At 60.7% G+C, this 21,439-nt stretch carries 19 protein-coding genes; 14 read left to right on the top strand and 5 right to left on the bottom strand.

Features of this window, described 5'->3' with window-relative positions; all coding sequences use genetic code 11:
- Window positions 1-13: 13 nt before the first annotated feature.
- Window positions 14-1,024, bottom strand: a complete 1,011-nt coding sequence (locus FBZ99_RS22040) for a GntR family transcriptional regulator (protein ID WP_145634812.1) — start codon at window positions 1,022-1,024, stop codon at window positions 14-16.
- 553 nt (window positions 1,025-1,577) lie between these two features.
- Here FBZ99_RS22040 and FBZ99_RS22035 point away from each other — a divergent pair.
- The 12 genes from FBZ99_RS22035 (at window position 1,578) to FBZ99_RS21980 (ending at window position 13,441) form a co-directional block, all read left to right on the top strand.
- Window positions 1,578-2,651: an ABC transporter ATP-binding protein gene (locus FBZ99_RS22035; protein ID WP_145634809.1), complete on the top strand. Its 1,074-nt coding sequence runs from the start codon at window positions 1,578-1,580 to the stop codon at window positions 2,649-2,651.
- A gap of 48 nt (window positions 2,652-2,699) precedes the next feature.
- Window positions 2,700-3,599, top strand: coding sequence for an ABC transporter permease (locus FBZ99_RS22030; protein ID WP_145634806.1), 900 nt, complete (start codon window positions 2,700-2,702; stop codon window positions 3,597-3,599).
- Between the two features lie 2 nt (window positions 3,600-3,601).
- Entirely contained in the window at window positions 3,602-4,447 is an 846-nt protein-coding gene (locus tag FBZ99_RS22025; RefSeq protein ID WP_113350768.1) for an ABC transporter permease, read from the top strand.
- A complete protein-coding gene (locus FBZ99_RS22020) occupies window positions 4,447-5,199 on the top strand; it encodes an SDR family NAD(P)-dependent oxidoreductase (RefSeq protein ID WP_145634802.1) in 753 nt (250 codons plus the stop codon). The genes FBZ99_RS22025 and FBZ99_RS22020 overlap by 1 nt, the downstream gene beginning before the upstream one ends.
- A gap of 13 nt (window positions 5,200-5,212) precedes the next feature.
- Window positions 5,213-5,980, top strand: a complete 768-nt coding sequence (locus FBZ99_RS22015) for an SDR family NAD(P)-dependent oxidoreductase (protein WP_113350770.1) — start codon at window positions 5,213-5,215, stop codon at window positions 5,978-5,980.
- 99 nt (window positions 5,981-6,079) lie between these two features.
- Window positions 6,080-7,312, top strand: coding sequence for an ABC transporter substrate-binding protein (locus FBZ99_RS22010; RefSeq protein WP_113329440.1), 1,233 nt, complete (start codon window positions 6,080-6,082; stop codon window positions 7,310-7,312).
- 78 nt (window positions 7,313-7,390) lie between these two features.
- Window positions 7,391-8,494 (top strand): ABC transporter ATP-binding protein, encoded by a 1,104-nt coding sequence (locus FBZ99_RS22005; protein ID WP_113350771.1) that lies wholly within the window; start codon window positions 7,391-7,393, stop codon window positions 8,492-8,494.
- Between the two features lie 32 nt (window positions 8,495-8,526).
- Entirely contained in the window at window positions 8,527-9,408 is an 882-nt protein-coding gene (locus tag FBZ99_RS22000) for a polysaccharide deacetylase family protein (RefSeq protein ID WP_113350772.1), read from the top strand.
- Between the two features lie 45 nt (window positions 9,409-9,453).
- The gene (locus FBZ99_RS21995) at window positions 9,454-9,786 is read left to right on the top strand and encodes a hypothetical protein (protein WP_113350773.1); all 333 of its coding nucleotides are present in this window, start codon (window positions 9,454-9,456) and stop codon (window positions 9,784-9,786) included.
- Complete coding sequence (locus FBZ99_RS21990; RefSeq protein ID WP_113350774.1) at window positions 9,776-10,825, top strand: CobW family GTP-binding protein; 1,050 nt, start codon at window positions 9,776-9,778, stop codon at window positions 10,823-10,825. The genes FBZ99_RS21995 and FBZ99_RS21990 overlap by 11 nt, the downstream gene beginning before the upstream one ends.
- Before the next feature lie 16 nt (window positions 10,826-10,841).
- Window positions 10,842-12,059: an ABC transporter substrate-binding protein gene (locus tag FBZ99_RS21985; protein WP_113350775.1), complete on the top strand. Its 1,218-nt coding sequence runs from the start codon at window positions 10,842-10,844 to the stop codon at window positions 12,057-12,059.
- A 17-nt stretch (window positions 12,060-12,076) separates the two neighbouring features.
- Window positions 12,077-13,441, top strand: coding sequence for an amidase (locus FBZ99_RS21980; protein WP_113350776.1), 1,365 nt, complete (start codon window positions 12,077-12,079; stop codon window positions 13,439-13,441).
- 75 nt (window positions 13,442-13,516) lie between these two features.
- On the opposite strand, the gene FBZ99_RS21975 is transcribed toward FBZ99_RS21980, so the two are convergent.
- From FBZ99_RS21975 to FBZ99_RS21960, 4 genes are all read right to left on the bottom strand, one after another.
- Entirely contained in the window at window positions 13,517-14,842 is a 1,326-nt protein-coding gene (locus FBZ99_RS21975) for an MFS transporter (protein WP_113350777.1), read from the bottom strand.
- Window positions 14,843-15,179: 337 nt separating this feature from the next.
- Window positions 15,180-16,370: an aromatic amino acid transaminase gene (locus tag FBZ99_RS21970; RefSeq protein WP_113350778.1), complete on the bottom strand. Its 1,191-nt coding sequence runs from the start codon at window positions 16,368-16,370 to the stop codon at window positions 15,180-15,182.
- 17 nt (window positions 16,371-16,387) lie between these two features.
- A complete protein-coding gene (locus FBZ99_RS21965) occupies window positions 16,388-17,605 on the bottom strand; it encodes a dihydrolipoamide acetyltransferase family protein (protein ID WP_145634799.1) in 1,218 nt (405 codons plus the stop codon).
- Window positions 17,606-17,607: 2 nt separating this feature from the next.
- A complete protein-coding gene (locus FBZ99_RS21960; RefSeq protein ID WP_113350780.1) occupies window positions 17,608-19,686 on the bottom strand; it encodes an alpha-ketoacid dehydrogenase subunit alpha/beta in 2,079 nt (692 codons plus the stop codon).
- Between the two features lie 118 nt (window positions 19,687-19,804).
- Between FBZ99_RS21960 and FBZ99_RS21955 the strand changes: the two genes are divergently transcribed.
- Both FBZ99_RS21955 and paaX read left to right on the top strand, forming a co-directional pair.
- Complete coding sequence (locus FBZ99_RS21955) at window positions 19,805-20,284, top strand: Lrp/AsnC family transcriptional regulator (RefSeq protein ID WP_069610127.1); 480 nt, start codon at window positions 19,805-19,807, stop codon at window positions 20,282-20,284.
- A gap of 84 nt (window positions 20,285-20,368) precedes the next feature.
- On the top strand, window positions 20,369-21,259 hold the full coding sequence (paaX, locus tag FBZ99_RS21950; protein WP_145634796.1) for a phenylacetic acid degradation operon negative regulatory protein PaaX: 891 nt from the start codon (window positions 20,369-20,371) through the stop codon (window positions 21,257-21,259).
- Window positions 21,260-21,439: the final 180 nt, after the last annotated feature.

Genomic DNA, 21,439 nt, shown 5'->3' with positions numbered 1-21,439 from the left:
GCGTGCCTGCATCTCACTCGAGAACGCGGGTGAGATAAGCAGCCGTCACGCCGGGACCGGGGACGATCGCGACGATCTTCATCTGTGCGATCGTGCGGTCGACGGAGGCTTCGAGATGGTTTTCCATCATCGCCGCCGCCGCCTTGACGGCGCCCCGCAGAAGCAGTTCCGCGATCAGGCGGAGCTCCGTGATGATGGCAGGATCTCCGGGCAGCCCGAGGCGCCGCAGCAATCGCTCCGTCGCCGTGACGGGCAGCAGGTTATTGCGGATGGATTCCTTCAGCCGCTCGTTCGGCGTCGCAAGGATGCAGATGTCGATGAAGTCGGCATGGATAGCTTCCAGCGCCGCAAGATGATCCGCCGGTTCGTGCCGTTCGAGATCGGAAAGGCGCAGAAACAAATCGTTCAACCGCTCCCGGTCGACGCGGCTGGCTCCCGCGACAAGCGCCTGCGGTTCCAGCATACCACGCAGGCCGTAATGATCCTTGATCATCTGCGCCGTCAGCGGGCCGGCGATCCAGTGGGACGATTGGTTCTTGCGCACGAGGCCACGCTCGCGCAGGCGCGTCAGCACATCGCGGACGACGGTGCGGCTGACGTTGAAATGGTCGGCGAGCTCGATCTCGATAATGCGGTACTGGCCGAAGACGACGCAGCCGGCGACATCGGCCTCGACGGTATTGTAGATGCGTTCCCAGGAGGCGCGGCTCTGCAAGGCTTCGTCTGCGTGGCGCGGGATGGTCAGGCCGAGGGTCTTGATATCGGTGCGCTTCGGCTCGATGCCTTGTCCGGCGGGGCCGACGAGATAGCCGCGTCCGTTGAAGCGATGCACCAGACCTTCGCTCTCCAGCGTCTGCAGCGCCCTCTGCACGGGCGCGCGCGAAATCTGCAGGATATCGGCGATCGGCCCTTCGAGCAGCACCACGCCCTGCGGCAGCGTGTTGTCCTCGATATTGCCACGCAGAACATCCTCGGCGATCTCGTAGCGCTTTTGCGCATTGGGGCGCGCACGGTTTTCGGTCATCTGGTGCAATGGACTCACGTCGTTCTGATACCTCACTCTTACGCGTTTTGTAATTCTAACATAGCGCAAAAATAAATGACTATTGAATACAAAATATGTTTTTGCGCTCGAGTGCGATGAATCTCTTTTCGCTGGTTGCTGACCCATAGCGCCGCGATTGGCGCTATTTTCCGAATGTTATCCGGGTGCGGCGCGTCACGCTTTGGCGCCCGTAACGGCTGCGTTGATGCCAATTCTACGCGGAGGCGAGGGTGCTCGCCAGCGTCGCGGCCTTCCGCCGGTCGCCCTCGTTTGACTTGTGTTTCTGGGTTCGGCATTTTCACGAAAAAGTCCATTGAATACAAAAATCATTTATGTAATGCTCTCAACATCAAGGTGCTCGTCAGAAGCGCCGCAGGCGGAACTCTTTGAAACGCCAAGGAACATCTCTTTGACGCGCATGTGATCATGCGCGAACGCAGGCAGACGTCTGAAGGTCCGGATACTTGTGATCCGGGCGAAGGCGGAGCTCTGCCCGAAGGATGGTCCTTGCCTTGAAACTGGTGGGAATTCGGTGTCGACCGTTCTTCAGCTTAGTCAAGTCACCAAGTCCTATGGCGCGGCGCCCGCGCTGGACAGGATAGATTTCTCTTTGCCCGACAATGCGTATATCTCGCTGCTAGGCCCCAGCGGCTCCGGCAAGACGACACTGCTGCGCGTCATTGCCGGCTTCGAGGAGCCGGATGCCGGCTCGATCCTCTTCCATGGCAAACGGCTCGATGGCGTCGAGCCGCATGATCGCGGCATCGGCTTCGTCTTTCAGAACTTCGCTCTGTTTCCGCATCTTTCCGTTGCCGAGAACGTTGCCTTCGGCCTGCGCAATCGCAGGGTCGATCCGGTGACGGATGCGCGCATCCTGGCAAAGCGCGTTCAGGACATGCTGTCGCTGGTCGGTCTCAAGGGATTTGACGACCGCGCCGTGACGCAGATTTCAGGTGGTCAGCGCCAGCGCGTCGCCCTGGCACGTACACTGGTGACGGAGCCGAAGATGGTGCTGCTGGACGAACCGCTCGGTGCGCTTGACGCCAATCTGCGCGGCCGTATGCGCAGCGAGCTCAAGATCATCCGCGAGCGCTGCGGCGTAACCTTCCTGCATGTTACGGGCAGCGAGAGCGAAGCTTTGGCGATGGGAGATCTCGTGCTCGTGCTCGATCGCGGCCGCATCGCGCAGGCCGCCGCCTCGGATGTGGTCTACAACAGCCCGGCAACGGCCTCGGTCGCCCGCTTTCTCAATTGCTACAATCTCTTTGCCGGCAATGTCGTCGAGGATGCTTTTGTCGGACCGGCCGGCCGCTTCCCTCTGAATGGATCGCGCCGAAAAGCGCCGCAGCCGGCTTATGCGATCCGCTACGACCGCGTTTCGATCCGCTCCCGCGATGCGGTGCTCTCGGATGGCGAAGTGCGCATCGAGGCGGATTTCATCGCCAGCGAATATTCCGGTGCGGCGGTCAACTCCTTCTTTGCGCTCGATGGCGGCCACGTCTTCGAGGTCGAATCTCATCTGAGCCATGCCCGCCCGCCCGCCTTTGTCGAAAAGGATCGCTATGCGCTCGTCTGGAAGAAGGAGGATGCCCTTGTCTTCGGCTGATGTGACTTTTTCCAACCCTTCCGCCGGACCCCCCAAGGAGAGCGAGAGATGACCATGGTCGCGACATCAGAGGAAGCCGTGCAGGAAGGCGCAACCGTGCGCCGGAAATCGAATAAGACACTCTTGCTTCTGGCGCCGGGCATGATCTGGATGGTGGCCTTCCTCGTCCTGCCGATGCTGATGATGGTCTATGTTTCCTTCTGGACACAGACAACCTTCAAGATCGAGCCGACGCTAACATTGCAGAGCTGGGTCGCCTTCCTGACGAGCCCCACCTATCTCGGCGCGCTCTGGACGACGATCCGCATCTGGTTGCTGGTGCTGGTATCGACGCTTGTCGTCGGCTATCCGGCGGCGCTCTTCGTCGGGCTTCTCATCAAGAACAAGACGCTGCAGACGGTGTTGCTCGTGCTCTGCGTCATCCCGTTCTGGACGTCCTTCCTGATCCGCGTGCTTGCCTGGCGGCCGATGCTCGGCACCGAGGGCGCCATCAACATGATCCTGATGAAGCTCGGCATCGTGCAGCAGCCGATAGAGGTGCTGCTGTTTTCGGAGCTGTCCGTGATCATCGGCATGACACAGATCTATTGCGTCTTCATGGTCGGGCCGATCGCCTTCATGATGGGTCGCATCGACGCCTCCGTCATCGAGGCGGCGCAGGATCTCGGTGCCGGCTTCTGGCGCATCTTCCGCACCATCATCCTGCCGTTGTCCATGCCGGGCGTGGTGGTCGGCGCGATCTTCGTCTCCGTCATGGTTCTCGGTGAATTCGCAACGTCCGCTGCCCTGTCCGGCCGCAAGGTCAATCTGCTCGGCAATATCATCGTCACCCAGGTCGGCTCGCTGAAATGGGCCTTTGCCGCAGTCGCCGGCGTTGTGCTGACGATCATCATGGGTGCTGTCGTCGCAGCGCTGCTCAAGGTCGTCGACCTCAGAAAGGAGCTCTGATCATGAATGCCGGCGGCATCAAGCTTGGCCTGGGTGTCTATACGACCCTCTTTTTGATCTTCCTCTACGGACCGCTCGCGGTCCTGGCGATCCTGTCGTTCCAGACCGGTCCAGAGGGCGGTCCGCAATTTCCGATCATCGAATGGTCGACCTACTGGTATCGGCATCTCTTCGGTCTCACGCCGCCGTCGCGCATCGCACCGTTGCCGATCGATCAGGCGCTGATCCGCTCGCTTTTTCTGGCGCTGATGACCATGATCGTCTCGACCGTGCTCGGCGTCATGTCCGCCCAGGCCTTTCGCCGCAAGTTCCGCGGCTCGGGCGTCGCCTTCTATCTGATCGTTCTCGGCATGATGGTGCCGGGCGTGCTTGTCGGCCTCGGCATGGCGCTTGTCGCCAATGCCTTCGGCATCGATCGTCACTGGTGGAGCACGGCCTTCGTCCTGCACGTCGTCTACACCTTCCCCTTTGCTTTCCTCGTCATGCTCGCCATCTTCAACAGGTTCGATCCGAGCATGGAGGAGGCCTCATGGTCGCTCGGCGTCACGCCGGCACGCACCTTCCGCAAGGTCACTTTTCCGCTGATCTTCCCGGGCGTGCTTTCGGCCATGCTCTTTGCCTTCACGCTCTCCTATGATGAGTTCTCGCGCACCCTGTTTGCTTCCGGCCGCGAGCTGACGCTGCCGCTTGCCATCTACGGCACCTTCTCCGTCGAGGTGCATCCGAACGTTTTCGCTTTCGGGGTGCTGACCACGCTGTTTTCCTTCGCGCTTCTCGGCACCTACGCGATCCTGATGGGTCTGTCGGTTAGGCGCGCCAAGCGCGTCCGCATCCAGGAGGACGCGTGATGGCTGAGAAGGTTTCCGTTCCGATCTCTGCCATCGTCACCGGCGCCGGCTCGGGTATTGGTCGAGCTATCGCCCTTCGCCTGGCCACCGACGGCTATGCTGTTCTGGTCAACGACCTCTCGGGCGACCGGGCCGAGACTGCTGCCTCGGAAATCACCAAGGCGGGCGGTGTGGCAACCGCGATCGCCGGCGACGTAGCACGGCCCGAGGATGTGGCGACTATCCATGCGGCTGCCAAGGCCTCGCACGGCGACGTCGCCCTTCTCGTCAACAATGCCGGTATTGCGCATCAGGCAGCATTCGAAAACCTCGAGCTTGAGGATTTCGACCGGATGTTTGCGGTGCATGTGCGCGGCACCTTCCTGATGACCAAGGCCGTCATGCCGTCGATGCTGGCGCGAGGCGAGGGCGTCATCGTCAACGTCGCCTCCCAGCTCGGGCAGATCGGCGGTGTCGAGCTGGTCCACTATTCCGGCGCCAAGGCGGCGATCATCGGCATGACCAAGGCACTCGCCCGCGAGGTTTCGAGCTGCGGAGTGCGCGTCAACGCCGTAGCGCCGGGGCCGATCAACACGCCGCTGGTGCGGGGTCTTTCCGAAGAATGGCGCGAACGTAAGAAGCGCGAACTGCCGCTCGGCCGCTTCGGCGAACCGGAAGAGGTGGCGGCGACCGTGGCGTTTCTGGCGTCGCCGGCAGCGAGCCTTTTCGTCGGCCAGACCCTTGGGCCGAATTCCGGCGATGTGATGCTCTGAAGGAGACAAGCAGATGGATAGTTTGGAAAAGCGGATCGTCATCGTCACAGGCGCGGGCATCGGTATCGGCCAAGCGACAGCAAAGGCGTTTGCAGCGCTCGGTGACCATGTCGTCGTCACCGATATCCTCGAAAAGGAAGGTGAGGAGACCGTCCGCGACATCCTCACCAGCGGCGGCTCTGCCGAATTCCATCTCTACGACGTCCGCTCGACGGAGGCCGCCAACCGGCTTGTCGCCAATGTCGAGGCACGCTTCGGCAAGATCGATGTCATCGTCGCCAATGCCGGCATCGCCCATCGCACACCTCTTGAGAAGCTCACCGACGACAAATGGGACCTGACCATGGATGTCGACCTGAAGGGCATCTTCAAGCTGGTGCGTGCCGCGGTACCCGGCATGCGTGCCCGCGGATCGGGCAGTATCGTCGCGCTCTCCTCGATCATGGGCGTCGCCTATGGCTGGGACGAGCATGTCCATTATTCGGCGGCGAAATCCGGGGTCGTGGGATTGGTGCGCGGGCTCGCCGTCGAGCTGGCGAAGGACGGCATCAGGGTCAACGGCATTGCGCCGGGCTATATCCGCACAGCCCAGCTTCTTTCGGAAGAAAATTCGCTCGGCCCAGCAGGCGCGGAGAAGGCAGCCGAGTTCATTCCGATGGGCCGGTTAGGTGAAGCGGAAGACATCGCCGACGTGATCGCATTCCTCGCCTCGAAGGGCGCGAGATACATGACCGGCCAGGTTCTGGTCGTGGATGGCGGCCTCCTTGTGGGGCGGTACTGATCGCCATCGTCCCGGCAACGACTGGGTCAAGGGCGATACGGCAATGAAGCAGGCCCGCGAAGGGCACAAGGGAACAGCAATCAGCACTGGAGAACAGATATGTCCAAGATGGAAATGAACAGACGCTCTCTGTTGAAGCACTCCGCCGGCGTCATGGCGCTCGCGATTGGAGGCGGCACGCCCTTCCTGTCGTCGCGAGCGGCCTACGCCCAGGCTGCGAACCTTGCCAAGGAACAGTTGCGCACCATCGGTCTCTCGGTCACGGTCCAGGAGCGTATCCTTGATGAATTCCGCAAGGTGAGCGGCGTCGGCCAGACCTCGGGTACAGCGGCGACCTTTCCGGACGCGCAGACCAAGATCCTGTCCGGCTCCAAGGATTACGATTGCTGGGAGATCATCGGTGAGCGCTTGCCCTCGATCGTCATGACCAACAATGTCGAGCCGGTTCCGGCCGCTTCCTTGAAGAACTGGGCCAATATCCGCGATACCTTCACCACGCCTTCCGACAAGTGGGAGCCGAAGCAACAGATCGTCGGCCAGATCTGGGCCGATGATGCCAAGACCACGCTGAACATGGTGCCTGCGGTCTACAACTACGATTCCATCGGCTACAATCCGGACGTTCTCTCCGCCGAGGAAGCCAATACATGGTCGGCGATCTTCGATCCGAAGTGGAAGGGCAAATCAGGTCTCAATACCGATCCGCTGATCGCCTTCGGTCAGGCGATCATGGCCATGAACACGCTTGGCCTTCTGAACGTCAAGAATCCCGGCAATCCGAGCACGGCCGAGATCGACGAAGCGGCGAAGTTCCTCGTTTCGAAGAAGAAGGACGGGCAGTTCCGCGCTCTGTGGGGTGACTTCGGCGAGCTGGTCAATCTGATGGCATCGGGCGAGATGGTCGTCTGCGACGCCTGGCAGCCGGCTGTCATGGCGGTCAAAGCCCAGGGCAAGGCATGCAAATATGCCGTGCCGAAGGAAGGCTATCGTGGCTGGGCGATCGGCCCGTCGATGATCGCAGGCACGCCGAACAAGGAAGCCGTGATCGCCTATGCCGATTACTGGCTCTCGGGCGAGCCCGGCATCACCGTTTCGGAACAGGGCTATTATTCGCCGTCGACCAATATCCAGAAGGTCATGGCGCCGGATAAGTATGCCTTCTGGTACGAGGGCAAGCCTTGGGTCGGTGCTGCCGAGCGCGGCATCAAGGAAGGCGACCTGCGCGACGGCGGCTCGCTGGCGGAACGCGCCAAGAACGTTGCCTACTGGCACCAGTGGCCGGATGAATACGACCATCTCGTCCAGAAGTGGGATGAATTCCTCAATGCCTGATCCGATGGCTGCTGCCAGCTATCCCATGCCGCGCGAGGAGGCGATGTCCGCCTCCTCCTCCACGCCCGGAGATCTCCCATGATATATGACTTGGAACTCATCGATGTCGGCAAAGTCTATGACAATGGCACGCCCGCCGTCATCGACTTCAATCTATCGATCAGAAAGGGCGAATTCATCGCCTTCCTCGGCCCGTCGGGCTGCGGCAAGACGACGACGCTCCGTATGATCGCTGGCTTTGAAAGCATTTCCTCCGGCGACATGATGATCAAGGGCGAGCGTATGAACGATGTCAGACCGCAGAGGCGGCCGACATCGATGATCTTCCAGAACTATGCGCTGTTCCCGCATATGACCGTCCGGCGGAATGTCGGATATGGTCTTGAGGTCAAGGGCATGGCGAAGGCCGAACGAGATGTCCGGGTCGATCGTATTCTCGCGACTCTCGGGCTGGAGGATATTGCCGATCGCAAGCCGGACAAGCTTTCCGGCGGCCAGCGCCAGCGCATCGCGCTTGCCCGCGGCCTTGTCGTCGAGCCGGATGTGCTGCTTCTCGACGAGCCGCTGGGTGCTTTGGATGCCAATCTGCGCAAGGCCATCCAGAATGAGCTGAAGCTGCTGCAGAAGAAGCTCGGGGTGACCTTCGTTTTTGTCACGCATGCCCAGTCGGAGGCGCTGGCGCTGTCCGACCGCATCGTCGTCATGAACCAGGGCAGGGTGGAGCAGATCAGTCCGCCCGCTCAGCTCTACACACGCCCGAACACGCCTTTCGTGGCACAGTTTATCGGTCGCAACACCATCTTCGAAGGTGAGGTTGCCGGCACCGAGGCCGACAACACTTTTGTCTCCACCGCATTTGGCACGCTGTCGGGCTGTGCCAATGGCGGCCTCTCTAGCAAGGTCAACATCGTCATCCCCTCGGAAGCGATCGAGGTTCACGCAGCGGGCGGCTCGGCGCGCGAAAATCTCGCCCGGACCTTCGGCGGCAATGTGGTTGGCGCACGCGTCGAGCGCTTCGACGTGGTCGGCCATATCTCGCAGATCGGCATCAGCCTGCCTGATGGCCGAGGCCTGGCGCTGGAGGCGCATGTCGACAAATACCGGCCCGGCGCCTTTCCCCCAGGCGCCGAGGTCATGCTTACCTGGGATCCGGCCGATGCGACCGTCATCCCGGCTCACTGATTACAGAAACTTAAATTGAAGGAGGTCATCCCATGGCAAAGGAAATCTTGTGCAGTTTTGGCGTCGACGTCGATGCCGTCGCCGGCTGGCTCGGCTCTTATGGCGGCGAGGATTCGCCTGACGATATCTCGCGCGGCCTTTTTGCCGGTGAAGTCGGCAGTCTGCGTCTGGTGAAGCTCTTCGAACGCTTCGGCATCAAGACCACATGGTTCATTCCCGGCCACTCGATCGAGACCTTCCCGGAGCAGATGCAGGCCGTGGCCGATGCCGGCCATGAAATCGGCATCCATGGCTACAGCCATGAAAACCCGATTGCGATGACACGCGAGCAGGAGACGGAAATCCTCGATAAGTGCATCGAGCTGGTGACAAAACTTTCCGGCAAGCGCCCGACCGGTTATGTCGCCCCCTGGTGGGAATTCTCCAACGTGACGAACGAGCTGCTTCTGGAGCGCGGCATCAAGTATGATCACTCGCTGATGCATAATGACTTCACGCCCTATTATGTGCGCGTCGGTGATAGCTGGACGAAGATCGACTATTCCCGCAAGCCGTCGGACTGGATGGTACCGCTGAAACGCGGCCAGGAGACCGATCTGATCGAAATCCCGGCATCCTGGTATCTCGATGACCTGCCGCCGATGATGTTCATCAAGAAATCGCCGAACAGCCATGGCTTCGTCAATCCGCATCACATCGAGCAGATGTGGCGCGATCAGTTCGACTGGGTCTATCGCGAGATGGATTATGCCGTCTTCCCGATCACCATCCATCCCGACGTCGCCGGCCGGCCGCAGGTGCTGATGATGCTGGAGCGGCTCTATGCGCATATGGTCAAGCATCCCGGCGTCAAATTTGTCACGATGAACGAGATCGCCGACGATTTCGCAGCCCGCTTTCCGCGCAAGAAATAGCCGGCTAGGCTGAAGTATCGAAGCATCAGGTTGGAGGCGATTGCCATGTGTTCACTGTGCGGCGTGCTCGGCGGCAATGAGCACTGGACGGATGCCGCGGCACGGCCAGGCGTCTTCACCCGCAATCACGCAAGCTTCGACCGGCGGCGTGAGCGAGTCGAGCGCGTGCGTGCCGCCAACGAAATGCTTTCGGGTTTCGGTCTTGTCCTCTCCGATTGGCAGGGCGCCTCCTTCGTCCTGTCGACGCGAACAGGCAGGAGTGAGATCATCGAGGATCTCGGTCATCTCTGGCCGGCGGCCGAAAGGCTCGTCGGCCGGCCCTGTGACCCGCTCGACCCTGCTTTCGTCGCAAGGATGGAGGCTCGGCATGTCGATTGAGGCGGGCGGCTTCCTGCCGATCAATCTGCTGACAGGCTTTCTCGGTTCCGGCAAGACGACACTGCTCAAGCGCATCCTGGCGGATCCGGCCTTTGCCGATACCGCCGTGCTCATCAACGAATTCGGCGAGATTGGGCTGGACCATGATCTCGTCGAAAGCGTCGAGGGCGAGATGGTGCTGCTGCGCTCCGGCTGCGTCTGCTGCACGGTGCGTGACGACCTTGCCACAGCACTCAAGGAACTCTACTCCCGCCGCGAGCGCGGGCTGGTGCCACCATTCCGGCGCGTCATCATCGAAAGCACCGGCCTTGCCGATCCTTTCCCCGTGCTTTCGACCATCAAGGCCGATCCGGTGCTCAGGCACCATTTCTGCGCCGGCAACGTGATTACGACGGTCGATGCGGTGAACGGGCTGCGTCAGCTCGACACCTATATCGAATCCAACAGGCAGGCGGCGGTCGCGGACCGGTTGATCGTGACCAAGACGGATCTTGAGGCGGATCGTAGCGAATACGACCTCCAAGCTCGCCTTCGAACGCTCAATCCCGATGCCCCGATCCTCATCGCGGCTGATCCGCATCTCGATCTTTCCTCGCTTGTCGCGGTCCAGAGCAACGCCTCAACAAGCAGCCTTTCGCAAAGCGGCTTTTACTGCGATGAGCCGATGCAGCTCGTCTCATCGGGCGGCGCGCCGCATCAGGCCGCCATTTCTTCGATTTCGCTCGTCATAGACAGGCCTGTCGATTGGACCGCTTTCGGGCTCTGGCTGACCATGCTGCTCAATCGGCATGGCGAACGGGTGCTGCGTGTGAAGGGTATTCTCAATCTCAGCGGTGAGGAGCGCCCGGTTGCGGTTCATGGTGTCCAGCATCTGGTTCATACACCGATGCACATGGAAGGTTGGCCTTCGGAAGATCGTAACTCGCGGCTGGTCTTCATCTTGGATGGGCTCGACGGCGCGCTATTGAAACGCTCCTTCGAAGCCTTCACATTGGCGCGCGTGCCCGCCGCGTCTTACCCGATCGCTGCGGCGCGATGAGACAATTGGGATCTCCATGAACAAGCATGAGTCCGTCGCCAAAAGCATGTCTGCTCCCGCCCTGCATCTGAAGGGCCGGCCGCGCCTGCGCGTACTCGGCACAGCGATTTCACTGCTGGAGGAACTGCGCCTGCGCGCGCAGGAGGATCTCGGCATCGACGTGACATTCGACAATAACGACTTCCTGACAACGCAGTACAAGGCGGCCCGCGAGCCGGAAACCTACGATATCTACGACCAGTGCTTCCACAATCTCGATATCGTCTGGCACTGGCGCGCGATCCAGCCTGTGGACACGCAGCGCATCGTGCTCTGGGATGAGGTCAACGATCTGACGAAGACCGGCCATATCGGCCCCAACCCGCGAATGGGGCTTGGCGATGTGCCGGCGAAAAAGCTCTTCGTGCAGCCGAACCTCGCTCTCGGCGATACGCCGTCGCGCTTCATCTCGATGCTGCCGACGACGCATAATTTCGACAGCTTCGCCTATCGGACGGATCTGGCGCCGAATGGTGTTGGCATGCATTCCTGGGGCGCGCTCTTTGACGAGCGCTGGGCAGGCAGGGTGGCGCTGGTGGATGAGCCCGCCATCGGAATATTTGACGCTGCGCTCGCAGCACAGGCCGCCGGCCTCATGTCCTTCGGCGATATCGGTAATATGTCCATTCAGGAGATCGACCAGCTGATTGATCTCTTGGAGGAGCGCAAGAAAGCCGGCTTCTTCCGGGATTTCTGGAAGACCGCCGAGGATGCGGCGCGGCTGATGATCGCTGGTGAGACCAGCGTGCAGAGCATGTGGTCGCCTGGCATCGGCATCCTGAATTCGAAGGGTGTGCCGGTCGAGCAGGCCGTGCCCGCCGAAGGCTATCGCGCCTGGCATGGCGGCCTCTGCCTTTCGAAACACTTGAACGGCCGCCTGCTCGATGTCGCCTATGACTATCTGAATTGGTGGATCTCGGGATGGCCGGGTGCCGTGGTTGCACGGCAGGGCTATTACATTTCGACACCGCAGCGCTCGCGGCAGTTCATGACCCAGGCGGAATGGGATTATTGGTACGAGGGCGCTGCTGCGGCCGAGGATTTGCCCGGCCCGGATGGGCAGATCCGGATCAGAAAGGGTTCTGTGCGCAGCGGCGGATCCTATTGGCAGCGCGCCAATTGTATTGCCGTCTGGAATACGACAATGGATGAGCACAATTATCTCGTGCGCCGCTGGATGCAGCTGGTCGGCTGAGAAGGAGAGCAGGGACTATGACACAGACACATCTCGGCAAATCGATCGCCCAACTCTCGGTCCTGATCCAGTCCGGCAGTCTCGATCCGATCGCGCTGGCCGAGGAGACCCTCGATGCGATCCGGACCTACAAGGATCAGGCGATCTTCACGCGGCTGTTGGAAACGCGCGCGAAGGAAGAGGCGGCGGCTTCGTCCCGACGGCTGCGTCAGGGGCGTTCGCGCGGGCTGCTGGATGGTATTCCGGTCGCATGGAAGGATTTGTTTGCAATCGCCGGCCTGCCGACCACAGCCGGGTCGATCGTACTTGCGGATGCAAAGCCCGCGCAGGACGATGCCGAGGTCGTCAAGGCATTGAAGGCTGCGGGCATGGTGGCTGTCGGTCGGGTCAATATGAGCGAGTTCGCCTTTTCCGGCCTCGGCCTCAATCCGCATTACGGTACCCCGCTAAACCCGCGGGCGATCGATGTCGCGCGCATTCCGGGCGGTTCGTCTTCCGGTTCTGCCGTCGCGGTTGCAGCAGGTCTCGTGCCGGTTTCGATCGGCACGGATACGGGCGGTTCAGTGCGCATACCGTCTGCTTTCAACGGCCTTGTCGGCTATAAGGCAAGCCATGGTCGCTACAGCATGGACGGTGTCTTTCCACTGTCGACCAGCCTCGACTCGCTTGGGCCTTTGTGCCGCAGCGTCCAGGATGCGATCTGGGTCGATACCGCAATGCGTGGGTGCTTTGTCCCCGAGGTGGAGCGAGCCGAAGCCGCCGGGCTTTCTATCGTGGTGCCGACAAATATCGTCATGGATGATGCGCAGGATGGTGTTCTTGCAGCTTTCGAGGCGACGCTGGCGAGATTGAGCGCCGCTGGCGTTAAGATCCGGCGAGCTGCCTTTCCGGCTTTCGAAAGGCTCTTTGAGCTGATGGCTGAGTACGGGCCGTTGGTTACTGCCGAGGCCTTCGTGCTGCATCACCGCCGTCTGGCAGGACCGGAAGCCGCTTCCATGGATCGGCGTGTTGTCGCGCGGACACGCCTTGGAGAGAAGACGACACTGGTCGGCTATCTGGAAACGCTCAAAGTGCGCAAGCAACTGGTCAAGGAAGTGACTGACACGCTTGGGCCAAACGAGTTCATCGCCTATCCGACGGTTGCCCATGTTGCGCCGGCGCTTGGCCCCTTGGAGGCGGATGACGAGCTGTTCGTAAAGATCAATGGCAGAACACTGCGCAATACAGCGATCGGCAATTTCCTCGATTGGTGCGGCGTCTCCCTGCCTTGCGGCACGGGTGAAGCAGGCATGCCGGTTGGCTTCCTGCTGTCGGCGCCGAGAAACCATGACGAGCGGCTGTTGGGCGCGGCGCTGGCGTTGGAAGAGATCGTCGCGGGCTAACGTTGCGCGGCGGATTTGCCGCATCCTATCGATCCTCGCCCACTATCGCGGGGGAGGATCGAAAGCTCTCTTCCTTCAATGCGAACGGCTGCCACCGGCGGTCGGCTCGGCGTCGACGATCCAGCGGCGGTGCGGGCCGAGCGCGATCAGCAGCACGACAGACAGGAAGCAGCAGCCGGCGAGGATGTAGAAGCCGATATCGCCATTGCCTGTGGCTGCGTCAACATAGGCCTTGATCTGCGGCGAGGCGAAGCTGCCGAGATTGCCGAGCGAGACAATGAAGGCTATGCCGCTAGCGGCACCGACGCCCCCGAGATAGCGGGTCGGCAGGCTCCAGAAGACCGGCTGCGAAGAGGCAAGGCCCGGAACCGCGATGCAGGCCGCAATCACCATCACCCACGGATTCATCGTTAGGCCGATCGTTCCTAGCGCGATGGTGCCTGCCGTCAGCATGGCGATGCAGACGATGCGATGGTTGTCATGCTTGTCGGCATAGACGGTGAAGAAGCGGGTTGCGAAAAGCGCGCAAAGCCAGGGTAGGCCGAGCAGCACGCCGACCCAGGTATTGACGCCGCCGCCGAGCGCCTGCGCTAGCCGCGCCGGCAGGTAAAAGGTGATCGGGCCGACACCGATCTGGATGAACAGGTAGATGCCGATGAAGGCGAGGACGCGCCAGTCTTTCAGCACGCTGAAGACCGAGTGCTTCACTTCGGAAAGCTTACTGCGCTCTTCTGCCTCGATAACGGCATTCAGCGCGTTTTTCTCCTCCGCCGTCAGCCATTTTGCTTCGTTTGGGCGGCTCGTCAGGAAGAAGAGGGCTGCGATGCCGACGACGGTTGCCGCCAGGCCTTCGACCGCAAACATCCATTGCCAGTTGGTGAGGCCAAGGACGTCGTGATGGGTGAGCAGCCAGCCGGAGAGTGGTGCACCGATCACCAGCGATAGGGGAATGCCGAGATAGAACAGGCCGGTGGCGCGCGCTCGCTGCTTGGCGGGGAACCAGTAGGTCAAATAGAGGAGAACGCCCGGATAGAAACCGGCTTCGCAAACGCCGAGCAGAAAGCGCACGATGTAGTAGCTCGTTGGTGTGTGGGCAAAGACCATGCAGGCGGAGACGATACCCCAGGTAATCATGATCCGGCTCAGCCAAAGGCGGGCGCCAACGCGCTGCATGATCAGGTTGCTCGGCACTTCGAAGGTGGCGTAGCCGAGATAGAGAATGCCGGCGCCGAAGGCATAGGCTGCATCCGAAATACCGGTATCGGCCTGATAAGCCACCTTGGCGAAGCCGACATTGGATCGGTCGAGAAAATTCAGGATCAGCATCAAGCCCAGAAAGGGCAGGAGACGAATCGTCGCCTTGCGCACGGCGCTTTGCAGCGCCGGATTGTCGTTTGTCATAAGTTACTCCTCCCAAAGGCAGAATGCCTCGTAGCGAAACCCTCGCGGACAAGGCATGCCTTCATGCTTAAACCGGATCTCGATCTGGCTATTGACGTGACAGCCAAGCCTGACCGCCATCTTGCATATACGCAGATTATATTTATGTATGAAAAGGTCAATAGGCGCGAGCCCACACGCGCTCGGTCCGCTTAAGGGCAGAGCATAGCGTTCGGGCAGCAGTGGAATCCGGGTGCTTTTGCCGAGTTGGATGCGCGGCAAAAGCTACGGCCGGCGAGCCGATTGGCGCGTCCCGATCACGTCTCTACGCGAAACGCCGGGCTATTTTGGCGTATGTTCAGGCAAGATAGGGACCGATGCGCTTCGCGACGGATGCGACATCCGTAACACGCATCCCTGCCACGTTGATCCTGCCGGAATCCGGCATGTAGATGCCGTGTTCGGCCCGAAGTTGCCGGACATTTTCCGGAGGGATCGGCAGAAGGGAGAACATGCCTTCCTGCGAAGCGATATTGGCGAGATCGGGACGGAATTGCGCAAAGGCTTCGGCGGCGGCGCGGCGGATTTCGGCTATGCGGTTGCGCATTTCGCTGAGTTCATCGACCCAGGCCTGGCGCCGCGACGGGTCCTGCAGGATCGCGGCAACAATAGCAGCCCCATGCGCTGGCGGCATGGAATAGCTGGCGCGGGCATAGCTCGCCAGATTGCCGATGCCCTTGTTCAACGGCGCCTGCTGATCGCCGAAGAGATAGACCGCGCCGGTGCGCTCCCGATAGAGTGAGAAGGATTTGGAGCAGGAGACGGCAACCATCGCCTCGCCGACCGCTTCGATGACATCGATCATGCCTGCCGCATCTTCGACCCGGCCGTGACCGAGGCCTTGATAGGCATTGTCGAAGAGCGGCAGCAATCCTTTGTCGGCGGCGATCTCGGCGATGTCTCGCCAGTTCTGCGATGATAATCCTGCACCTGTCGGATTATGGCAGCTCGTTTGCAGCAGCACGGCATCGCCGGATGCTGCGTTGCGCAGGGTCGTCAGCATCTCGTCAACGAGAATAGCCTGCTTGCCGATGTCAAAGAAGCGGTAGGTTTCGACCTGAAGGCCGACCGCGGCAAAGATCGCATGATGGTTGACCCATGTCGGCGTGCCCATCCAGATCTTGCGCCGCTTGTCGAGGGCAAGCAGTTCCGCAGCCAGACGCAGAGCGCCGGTGCCCCCAGGGGTCTGAATTCCCGCGACCGGCTTGCCGCCGTGGCGTTCACCGAAGATTTCGCGGGCCAGCGCGCGCAGAAAAGCATGATCGCCCTCAGGGCCGATATAGGATTTGGACTCTTGGGTTTCCCAAAGATGGTGCTCGGCCGCCTTGACGGCTCTCATGACCGGTGTTCGGCCCGTTTCATCGCGATAGACGCCAACCCCGAGGTCGATCTTTCCGGATCGCGGATCCGCCGCGAACTTGGCAATCAGTTCAAGCAGCGGGTCGGGCTTCTGTTCCGTAAGGCTATCGAAAAACGCTGTCTTGTTCATTTGCTCCTCCCTCGTGCTCATTGCGGCCAGTTCTGCAGAATCCGTACGAATTCCGTCAGCCAGGCATTCGTTTGATGCCCATCCAGGGAGCGATGGTCAATCGTCAGGGACACGTAAGCCATCGGGCGGATCTGTATCGTATCGACCACGTCGACCTCCCGTACCACGACGCGCTTTTCCAGCTTGCCGATGCCGAGGATGGCGGATTGTGGCTGATTGATGATGATCGGGGATGCGACCAGCGAGCCGGAAACGCCGTGATTGGAGATGGTGAAGGTTCCTCCCTTCAAGTCGTCGGTCTTGAGCGCATTCGATCGCGCTTTATCCGTCAGATCCTGAAGTCGCACGGCAATGGCCTCCAACGAAAGTTTCTGCGCCTGCCGGATCACGGGAACCACCAGGCCTTTGTCAGCCAATGCAATGCCGATCCCGATATTGACGTCTTCGAAGATCTCGAGGCCGTCATCATGCCATTGGCTGTTGACCCCCGGTACGATCTTCATGGCCGCAATCGATGCCGCCACGAAATAGGAGGTGTAGGAAAGGTTTACGCCCTCAGCCTTCAGACGATCCTTGTGACTTTCGCGATGGCGCATGATCGCGGTGAAATCCGCCTCGAAGATTGCGGTGACCTGCGGTGCCGTCGCCAGGGATTGGGCCATATGCCTGGCGATCGAAAGCCGCATGGCGGAATGGGGAACGATGCGAGATTTGCCGTCCACCGCGGCTGCCGGCGAGGTCTGTCCAGCCTCAGCCTGCCGCGACACCGACGCAGATGGATGCGGCCTGGCGGTTTCCAGCGCATGATCCATATCGGCTCGTGTGACCCGTCCGTCCCTGCCGCTGCCCTTCAGACTGGCCGGGTCGATCCCGTATTCCTCGGCGGCCTTGCGAACCGCGGGTGAATAATAAGCGGCGGCGGAGGCCGTGGCAGGTGAAGCCGGCTGTATCTGCAACGGAACCTGGGCCAATTGCGCTGCACCACCGTTTGCATTTTCGATGCTCATCCGTCCGAGGATCGCGCCGGGCGCGGCATCATCGCCATCCGCCATCGCGATTTCGCTCAGGATGCCGTCGCATGGCGCCGGTATCTCCTGGGTCACCTTGTCGGTTTCCAGTTCGACAAGCGCATCGCCTTCCTTGACATGGTCGCCGATCCGCTTCAGCCAGTTTCGGACAACCGCTTTCGTGCCCTCTTGCTCGATCGGAGCCGTGATCTCGATGATACCAGTCATCCCTAAAACTCCAGGATTTCGGCAATGCGCTTGGCGATCCGCTCGCTGGACGGGACGGCCCAGTCGAGAAGCACGGGGTTATGCGGGCTGGGGATATCCGGCATGGTCAGGCGCGAGACCGGCGCATCGAGATCCGTGAAGGCCTTGTCCGCGATCACGGCGGCAATTTCCGCGCCGAAGCCTGCGGCTTCGAGATCTTCGTGGACGATGAGGCAGCGATGGGTCTTGGCGACCGATGCAAGCACGGCTTCCCGATCCCAGGGCATCAATGTACGGAGATCGAGGATATCGGCGGAGATACCCTCGGCTGCTTCCTCGCAGCGCTGCACCATGGCGCCCCAGGTGACGATGGTGATGTCGCTGCCGGTCCGCGTCAGCTTCGCCTTGCCGAAGGGCAGCGCGAAATCGTCGCCGGGATAGGGGCGCCGCGCCCAAGCGTGATCGAGCATCGCCCGATGCTCGAAGAAGATGACCGGGTCGTTGCCGCGGATCGAGGTACGCAGCAGGCCGACCGCATCTTCGGCGTTCGAGGGAACGGCGACCTTCCAGCCTGGTTGGTGTACGAAGGCCACTTCGTTGGTCTGGCTGTGCCAGGGGTCGCCGCATTTGAAGAAGCCGCCGGGCATGCGCACCACGACGGGGGCGGCAAAACGGTTGTTGGTGCGCCAGCGAATAGTGCCGCAATCGTTCAGCTGTTCGGTCGCTGGTTCGGCATATTTCCGGAACTGGATTTCGGGAACGGGGACGAGCCCGGCGAGCGCCATGCCAACCGCACGGCCGATAATGCCCTCTTCGGACAGAGAGGTATCGAAGACCCGCTCGTTGCCGAATTTTTCCTGCATGCCCAGGGTGACGGCGTGAACGCCGCCTTTTGGGCCGACATCTTCGCCGAAGATTACGACGCGCTCGTTGATCGACATCTCGTGTTCGAGCGTTCTGCGGATTGCTGTGACCATGTTGATGCGCGGCCCGGATGTCTCCGGTTCGCTTGTCGTGGCCGGTGCGGAATAACCCATGGGATGCTGGCCGCCCATCGTCTGCATGTCGCCGTCGAAGAACACATGGCGGGTCACGGAGGAGGGGTCGGCGACCGGCCTCTTTTCGGCTTGCGCACGGGCGTTTTCGGCTGTCTCGCGCGCGTCGCTTTCGCAGACATCCCATTCCTGTGCTGTCATCACGGCGGGAACGAGGAAATCTTTCAGGCGCGGCAGGGGATCGCGCTCCCATTCGCGCCTCACGGTTTCCTCGCTCTTGTAGGCCTGCGTGTCCTGAAAACTGTGGCCCTCAAGGCGCGGAACCGTGAGCCTGAGAAGCGCCGGCTTGCGTTCGTCACGAACGAAGGAGACGGCATCCTGCACCAGATGCGCAGCTTCGGCGGGGTTGCAGCCGTCGCCATCGAAGATTGCGAGGTTTTTCCAGCTCGCGAGATTGGCGGCGATATTCCCTCCCGGCGTCTGCACCGTCGAAGGCACCGAGATGCCAAAGCCATTGTCCTCGATATAGAACAGCATCGGCAGTGCTTGCGTGGTTGCAGCGGTCAGCGCCGACCAAAAGCCGTTCGAGGCAACCGAGCCGTCGCCGCCAAGCACGACGCCGATGTCGCGTGCGTATTCCGTGCGCCCGAGCGTGGTGGCATAGTATTTCATCGCCTGTGCCCAGCCGGCCGTCGGCGTGTATTGCGCACCGACGCCGCCGCACATGGGCAAGGCCGAGGCGCCGGAACGGTTTGGATAGTTGAAGACGACACCGATGTCGCGGCCGTCGGAATAGCCGCCGGCGCGGCCCATGGCTGAACCCAGCGCATCGGCCGGGTCGACGCCGAGAGAAAGCAGAAGTGGCCGCGAGCGATAATAGCCGCAGGTCGCGTCGTGCAGGCCGGTCAGCTGCATTCCAAGAAGGATTTGCGCCATGTCATGGCCGCGTGCGGAAAACTGGTAGAGAACCTTCTTTTCCGGAACGAGGCGCTTCTCCTCCATCTCGTCGAGAGCCCGGGAGAGATGAACGAGATAGGCAACCTTGCGCCAGTCGATGTGATCGTCGGGCGAGTTCCGCTCGTGGCTTTTGAAGGCAAGCTGGGCCATGTGATCCTCCTACAGATGGCTCAACTATTTTAATTCAAGCGTCAGCTCTATTCCTTTCAATTTGACAGGCTTTGCCGTAGCTTTTGAAAGATATGTTTCATAAGTGGCGGATTTCTGAATGGAAGATTTCGATCTTGATCACGTCGACAGAGCGATTCTGCGCGTCCTGCAGGAGGAAGGCGATATCAGTCAGGCGGCGCTGTCAGAAAAGGTCGGCGCATCGCCTGCCTCTTGCTGGCGAAGGATCAAGGCATTGGAAAGCGCGGGCGTGCTCGGCCGGACGGTTCGCCTTGTCGATCCCGACAAAATCGGCAAGGGGCTGAATGTCTTCTGCCAGGTCAAAATGAAGACCCATGATCCGCCGACGCGGCGCGACTTCGAACAGTTCATCGCCAGCTATCGCGAGGTGCTGGAATGCTACTCCATGTCGGGGGAGTGGGATTACCTGATCCGCGCGGTCGTTGCCGATGTCAGGGAATATGAGGGGCTTTTGATGCGGGGTATCCTGACCCATGAAGCCGTGCTGAGCTCATCGTCGCACTTCTCGCTGAAATGCGTCAAATACACCACGGCGTTGCCGACGAATGTGTCACGATAAAGCCTCTGTCCGTACTCGCCTTGAATAGTGCGAGCGTCTCACGCTAATAAACTCTAATAATTTCAGATGCGGAGCAGGGTTGGAGTGTCGGCTGATAACGTCAAGCTCGGCCATGATTTGAGCGAAGCGGTTGCGGCGCTCCTTATCAACTTGCCGATAAAAGCGGCGAGCTTCATCGTGACGATCTACGGCGATGTCATCGAGCCGCGCGGAGGCGTCGTCTGGATCGGCAACCTCATCGAGACGTGCAAGAGCGTCGGGATTACCGAGACACTGGTGCGGACCGCCGTGTCGCGATTGGTTATGGCGGGTCAGCTTGTGGGCGAGCGCGAAGGGCGCCGCAGCTTCTATCGGCTGACCGACGCCGCTCAAGCCGAATTCGTCGAGGCTGCCAGCCTGGTTTATGGGCCGCAGCCCGCGGTTCGATGGCAGTTCGTCCTCATCAACGGACCTGCGCCGGAAGAGATTATGCAGGGCCTTGAGCGGGAGGGGTTTGCGAGGTTGAACCCGCGCCTGGCAGTGGGAACGCATCCAGCACCGCCCCTGCCGAGCAACGTCGTCGTCTTCGACGCGCAGCTGGCGACCGAGAACGGCGCATTGCGGGAATTTGCCGAAGAGGCCTGGAACCTGCCGCGTTTCGCAGAGGCCTATCGCGAATTCATTGCCCGGTTCGGTTCATTTTTCAAACGCGTCGGAAATTGTGCCGCGCTATCGCCGTTCGATTGCCTGATTGCGCGGCTGTTGCTCGTGCATCAATATCGCCTGATCATGCTGCGTGAGCCGCATCTTCCCAAGTCTGCGCTGCCGGATAATTGGCCGGGCGAGGAGGCACGGCGGCTGTTCGCCGATCTCTATCTGCTTTTGTCGAAAAAAGCCGATGCTTATGTTGGCCGCCATTTCATCAATGAGGCAGGCAAGCTTCAAGAGACCACGCCGGCGAGCCAAAATCGGCACGAACGTCTCAAGTCCCTCTGAAGGGTCAATCCTCTCAGTAACATAGCGAAGCAGTTGCCTCGCTGCACTCTTTGATAGTCTAAAATGTCACAAAAAATGATAGTCTAAAATGTCACAAAAAATTTGGAAAATTCATTTGTACTGTGACATATCTCATGTTAATACAGTGACCGATCGGTCGGTTAATGCATTTGCCGCGGG

Source organism: Rhizobium sp. ERR 1071 (assembly GCF_007828675.1).
Taxonomy (GTDB): domain Bacteria; phylum Pseudomonadota; class Alphaproteobacteria; order Rhizobiales; family Rhizobiaceae; genus Rhizobium; species Rhizobium dioscoreae.
The sequence above is the reverse complement of the archived record's forward strand: the minus strand, read 5'-3'. Positions and strand labels throughout refer to the sequence as shown.

Excerpts from the sequence above, each read along its gene's own strand:
- FBZ99_RS22040 (WP_145634812.1), bottom strand. The coding sequence starts at position 1,024 with ATGACCGAAAACCGTGCGCGCCCCAATGCGCAAAAGCGCTACGAGATC.
- FBZ99_RS22030 (WP_145634806.1), top strand. The coding sequence starts at position 2,700 with ATGACCATGGTCGCGACATCAGAGGAAGCCGTGCAGGAAGGCGCAACC.
- FBZ99_RS22025 (WP_113350768.1), top strand. The coding sequence starts at position 3,602 with ATGAATGCCGGCGGCATCAAGCTTGGCCTGGGTGTCTATACGACCCTC.
- FBZ99_RS22020 (WP_145634802.1), top strand. The coding sequence starts at position 4,447 with ATGGCTGAGAAGGTTTCCGTTCCGATCTCTGCCATCGTCACCGGCGCC.
- FBZ99_RS22015 (WP_113350770.1), top strand. The coding sequence starts at position 5,213 with ATGGATAGTTTGGAAAAGCGGATCGTCATCGTCACAGGCGCGGGCATC.
- FBZ99_RS22010 (WP_113329440.1), top strand. The coding sequence starts at position 6,080 with ATGTCCAAGATGGAAATGAACAGACGCTCTCTGTTGAAGCACTCCGCC.
- FBZ99_RS22005 (WP_113350771.1), top strand. The coding sequence starts at position 7,391 with ATGATATATGACTTGGAACTCATCGATGTCGGCAAAGTCTATGACAAT.
- FBZ99_RS22000 (WP_113350772.1), top strand. The coding sequence starts at position 8,527 with ATGGCAAAGGAAATCTTGTGCAGTTTTGGCGTCGACGTCGATGCCGTC.
- FBZ99_RS21995 (WP_113350773.1), top strand. The coding sequence starts at position 9,454 with ATGTGTTCACTGTGCGGCGTGCTCGGCGGCAATGAGCACTGGACGGAT.
- FBZ99_RS21990 (WP_113350774.1), top strand. The coding sequence starts at position 9,776 with ATGTCGATTGAGGCGGGCGGCTTCCTGCCGATCAATCTGCTGACAGGC.
- FBZ99_RS21985 (WP_113350775.1), top strand. The coding sequence starts at position 10,842 with ATGAACAAGCATGAGTCCGTCGCCAAAAGCATGTCTGCTCCCGCCCTG.
- FBZ99_RS21980 (WP_113350776.1), top strand. The coding sequence starts at position 12,077 with ATGACACAGACACATCTCGGCAAATCGATCGCCCAACTCTCGGTCCTG.
- FBZ99_RS21975 (WP_113350777.1), bottom strand. The coding sequence starts at position 14,842 with ATGACAAACGACAATCCGGCGCTGCAAAGCGCCGTGCGCAAGGCGACG.
- FBZ99_RS21970 (WP_113350778.1), bottom strand. The coding sequence starts at position 16,370 with ATGAACAAGACAGCGTTTTTCGATAGCCTTACGGAACAGAAGCCCGAC.
- FBZ99_RS21965 (WP_145634799.1), bottom strand. The coding sequence starts at position 17,605 with ATGACTGGTATCATCGAGATCACGGCTCCGATCGAGCAAGAGGGCACG.
- FBZ99_RS21960 (WP_113350780.1), bottom strand. The coding sequence starts at position 19,686 with ATGGCCCAGCTTGCCTTCAAAAGCCACGAGCGGAACTCGCCCGACGAT.
- FBZ99_RS21955 (WP_069610127.1), top strand. The coding sequence starts at position 19,805 with ATGGAAGATTTCGATCTTGATCACGTCGACAGAGCGATTCTGCGCGTC.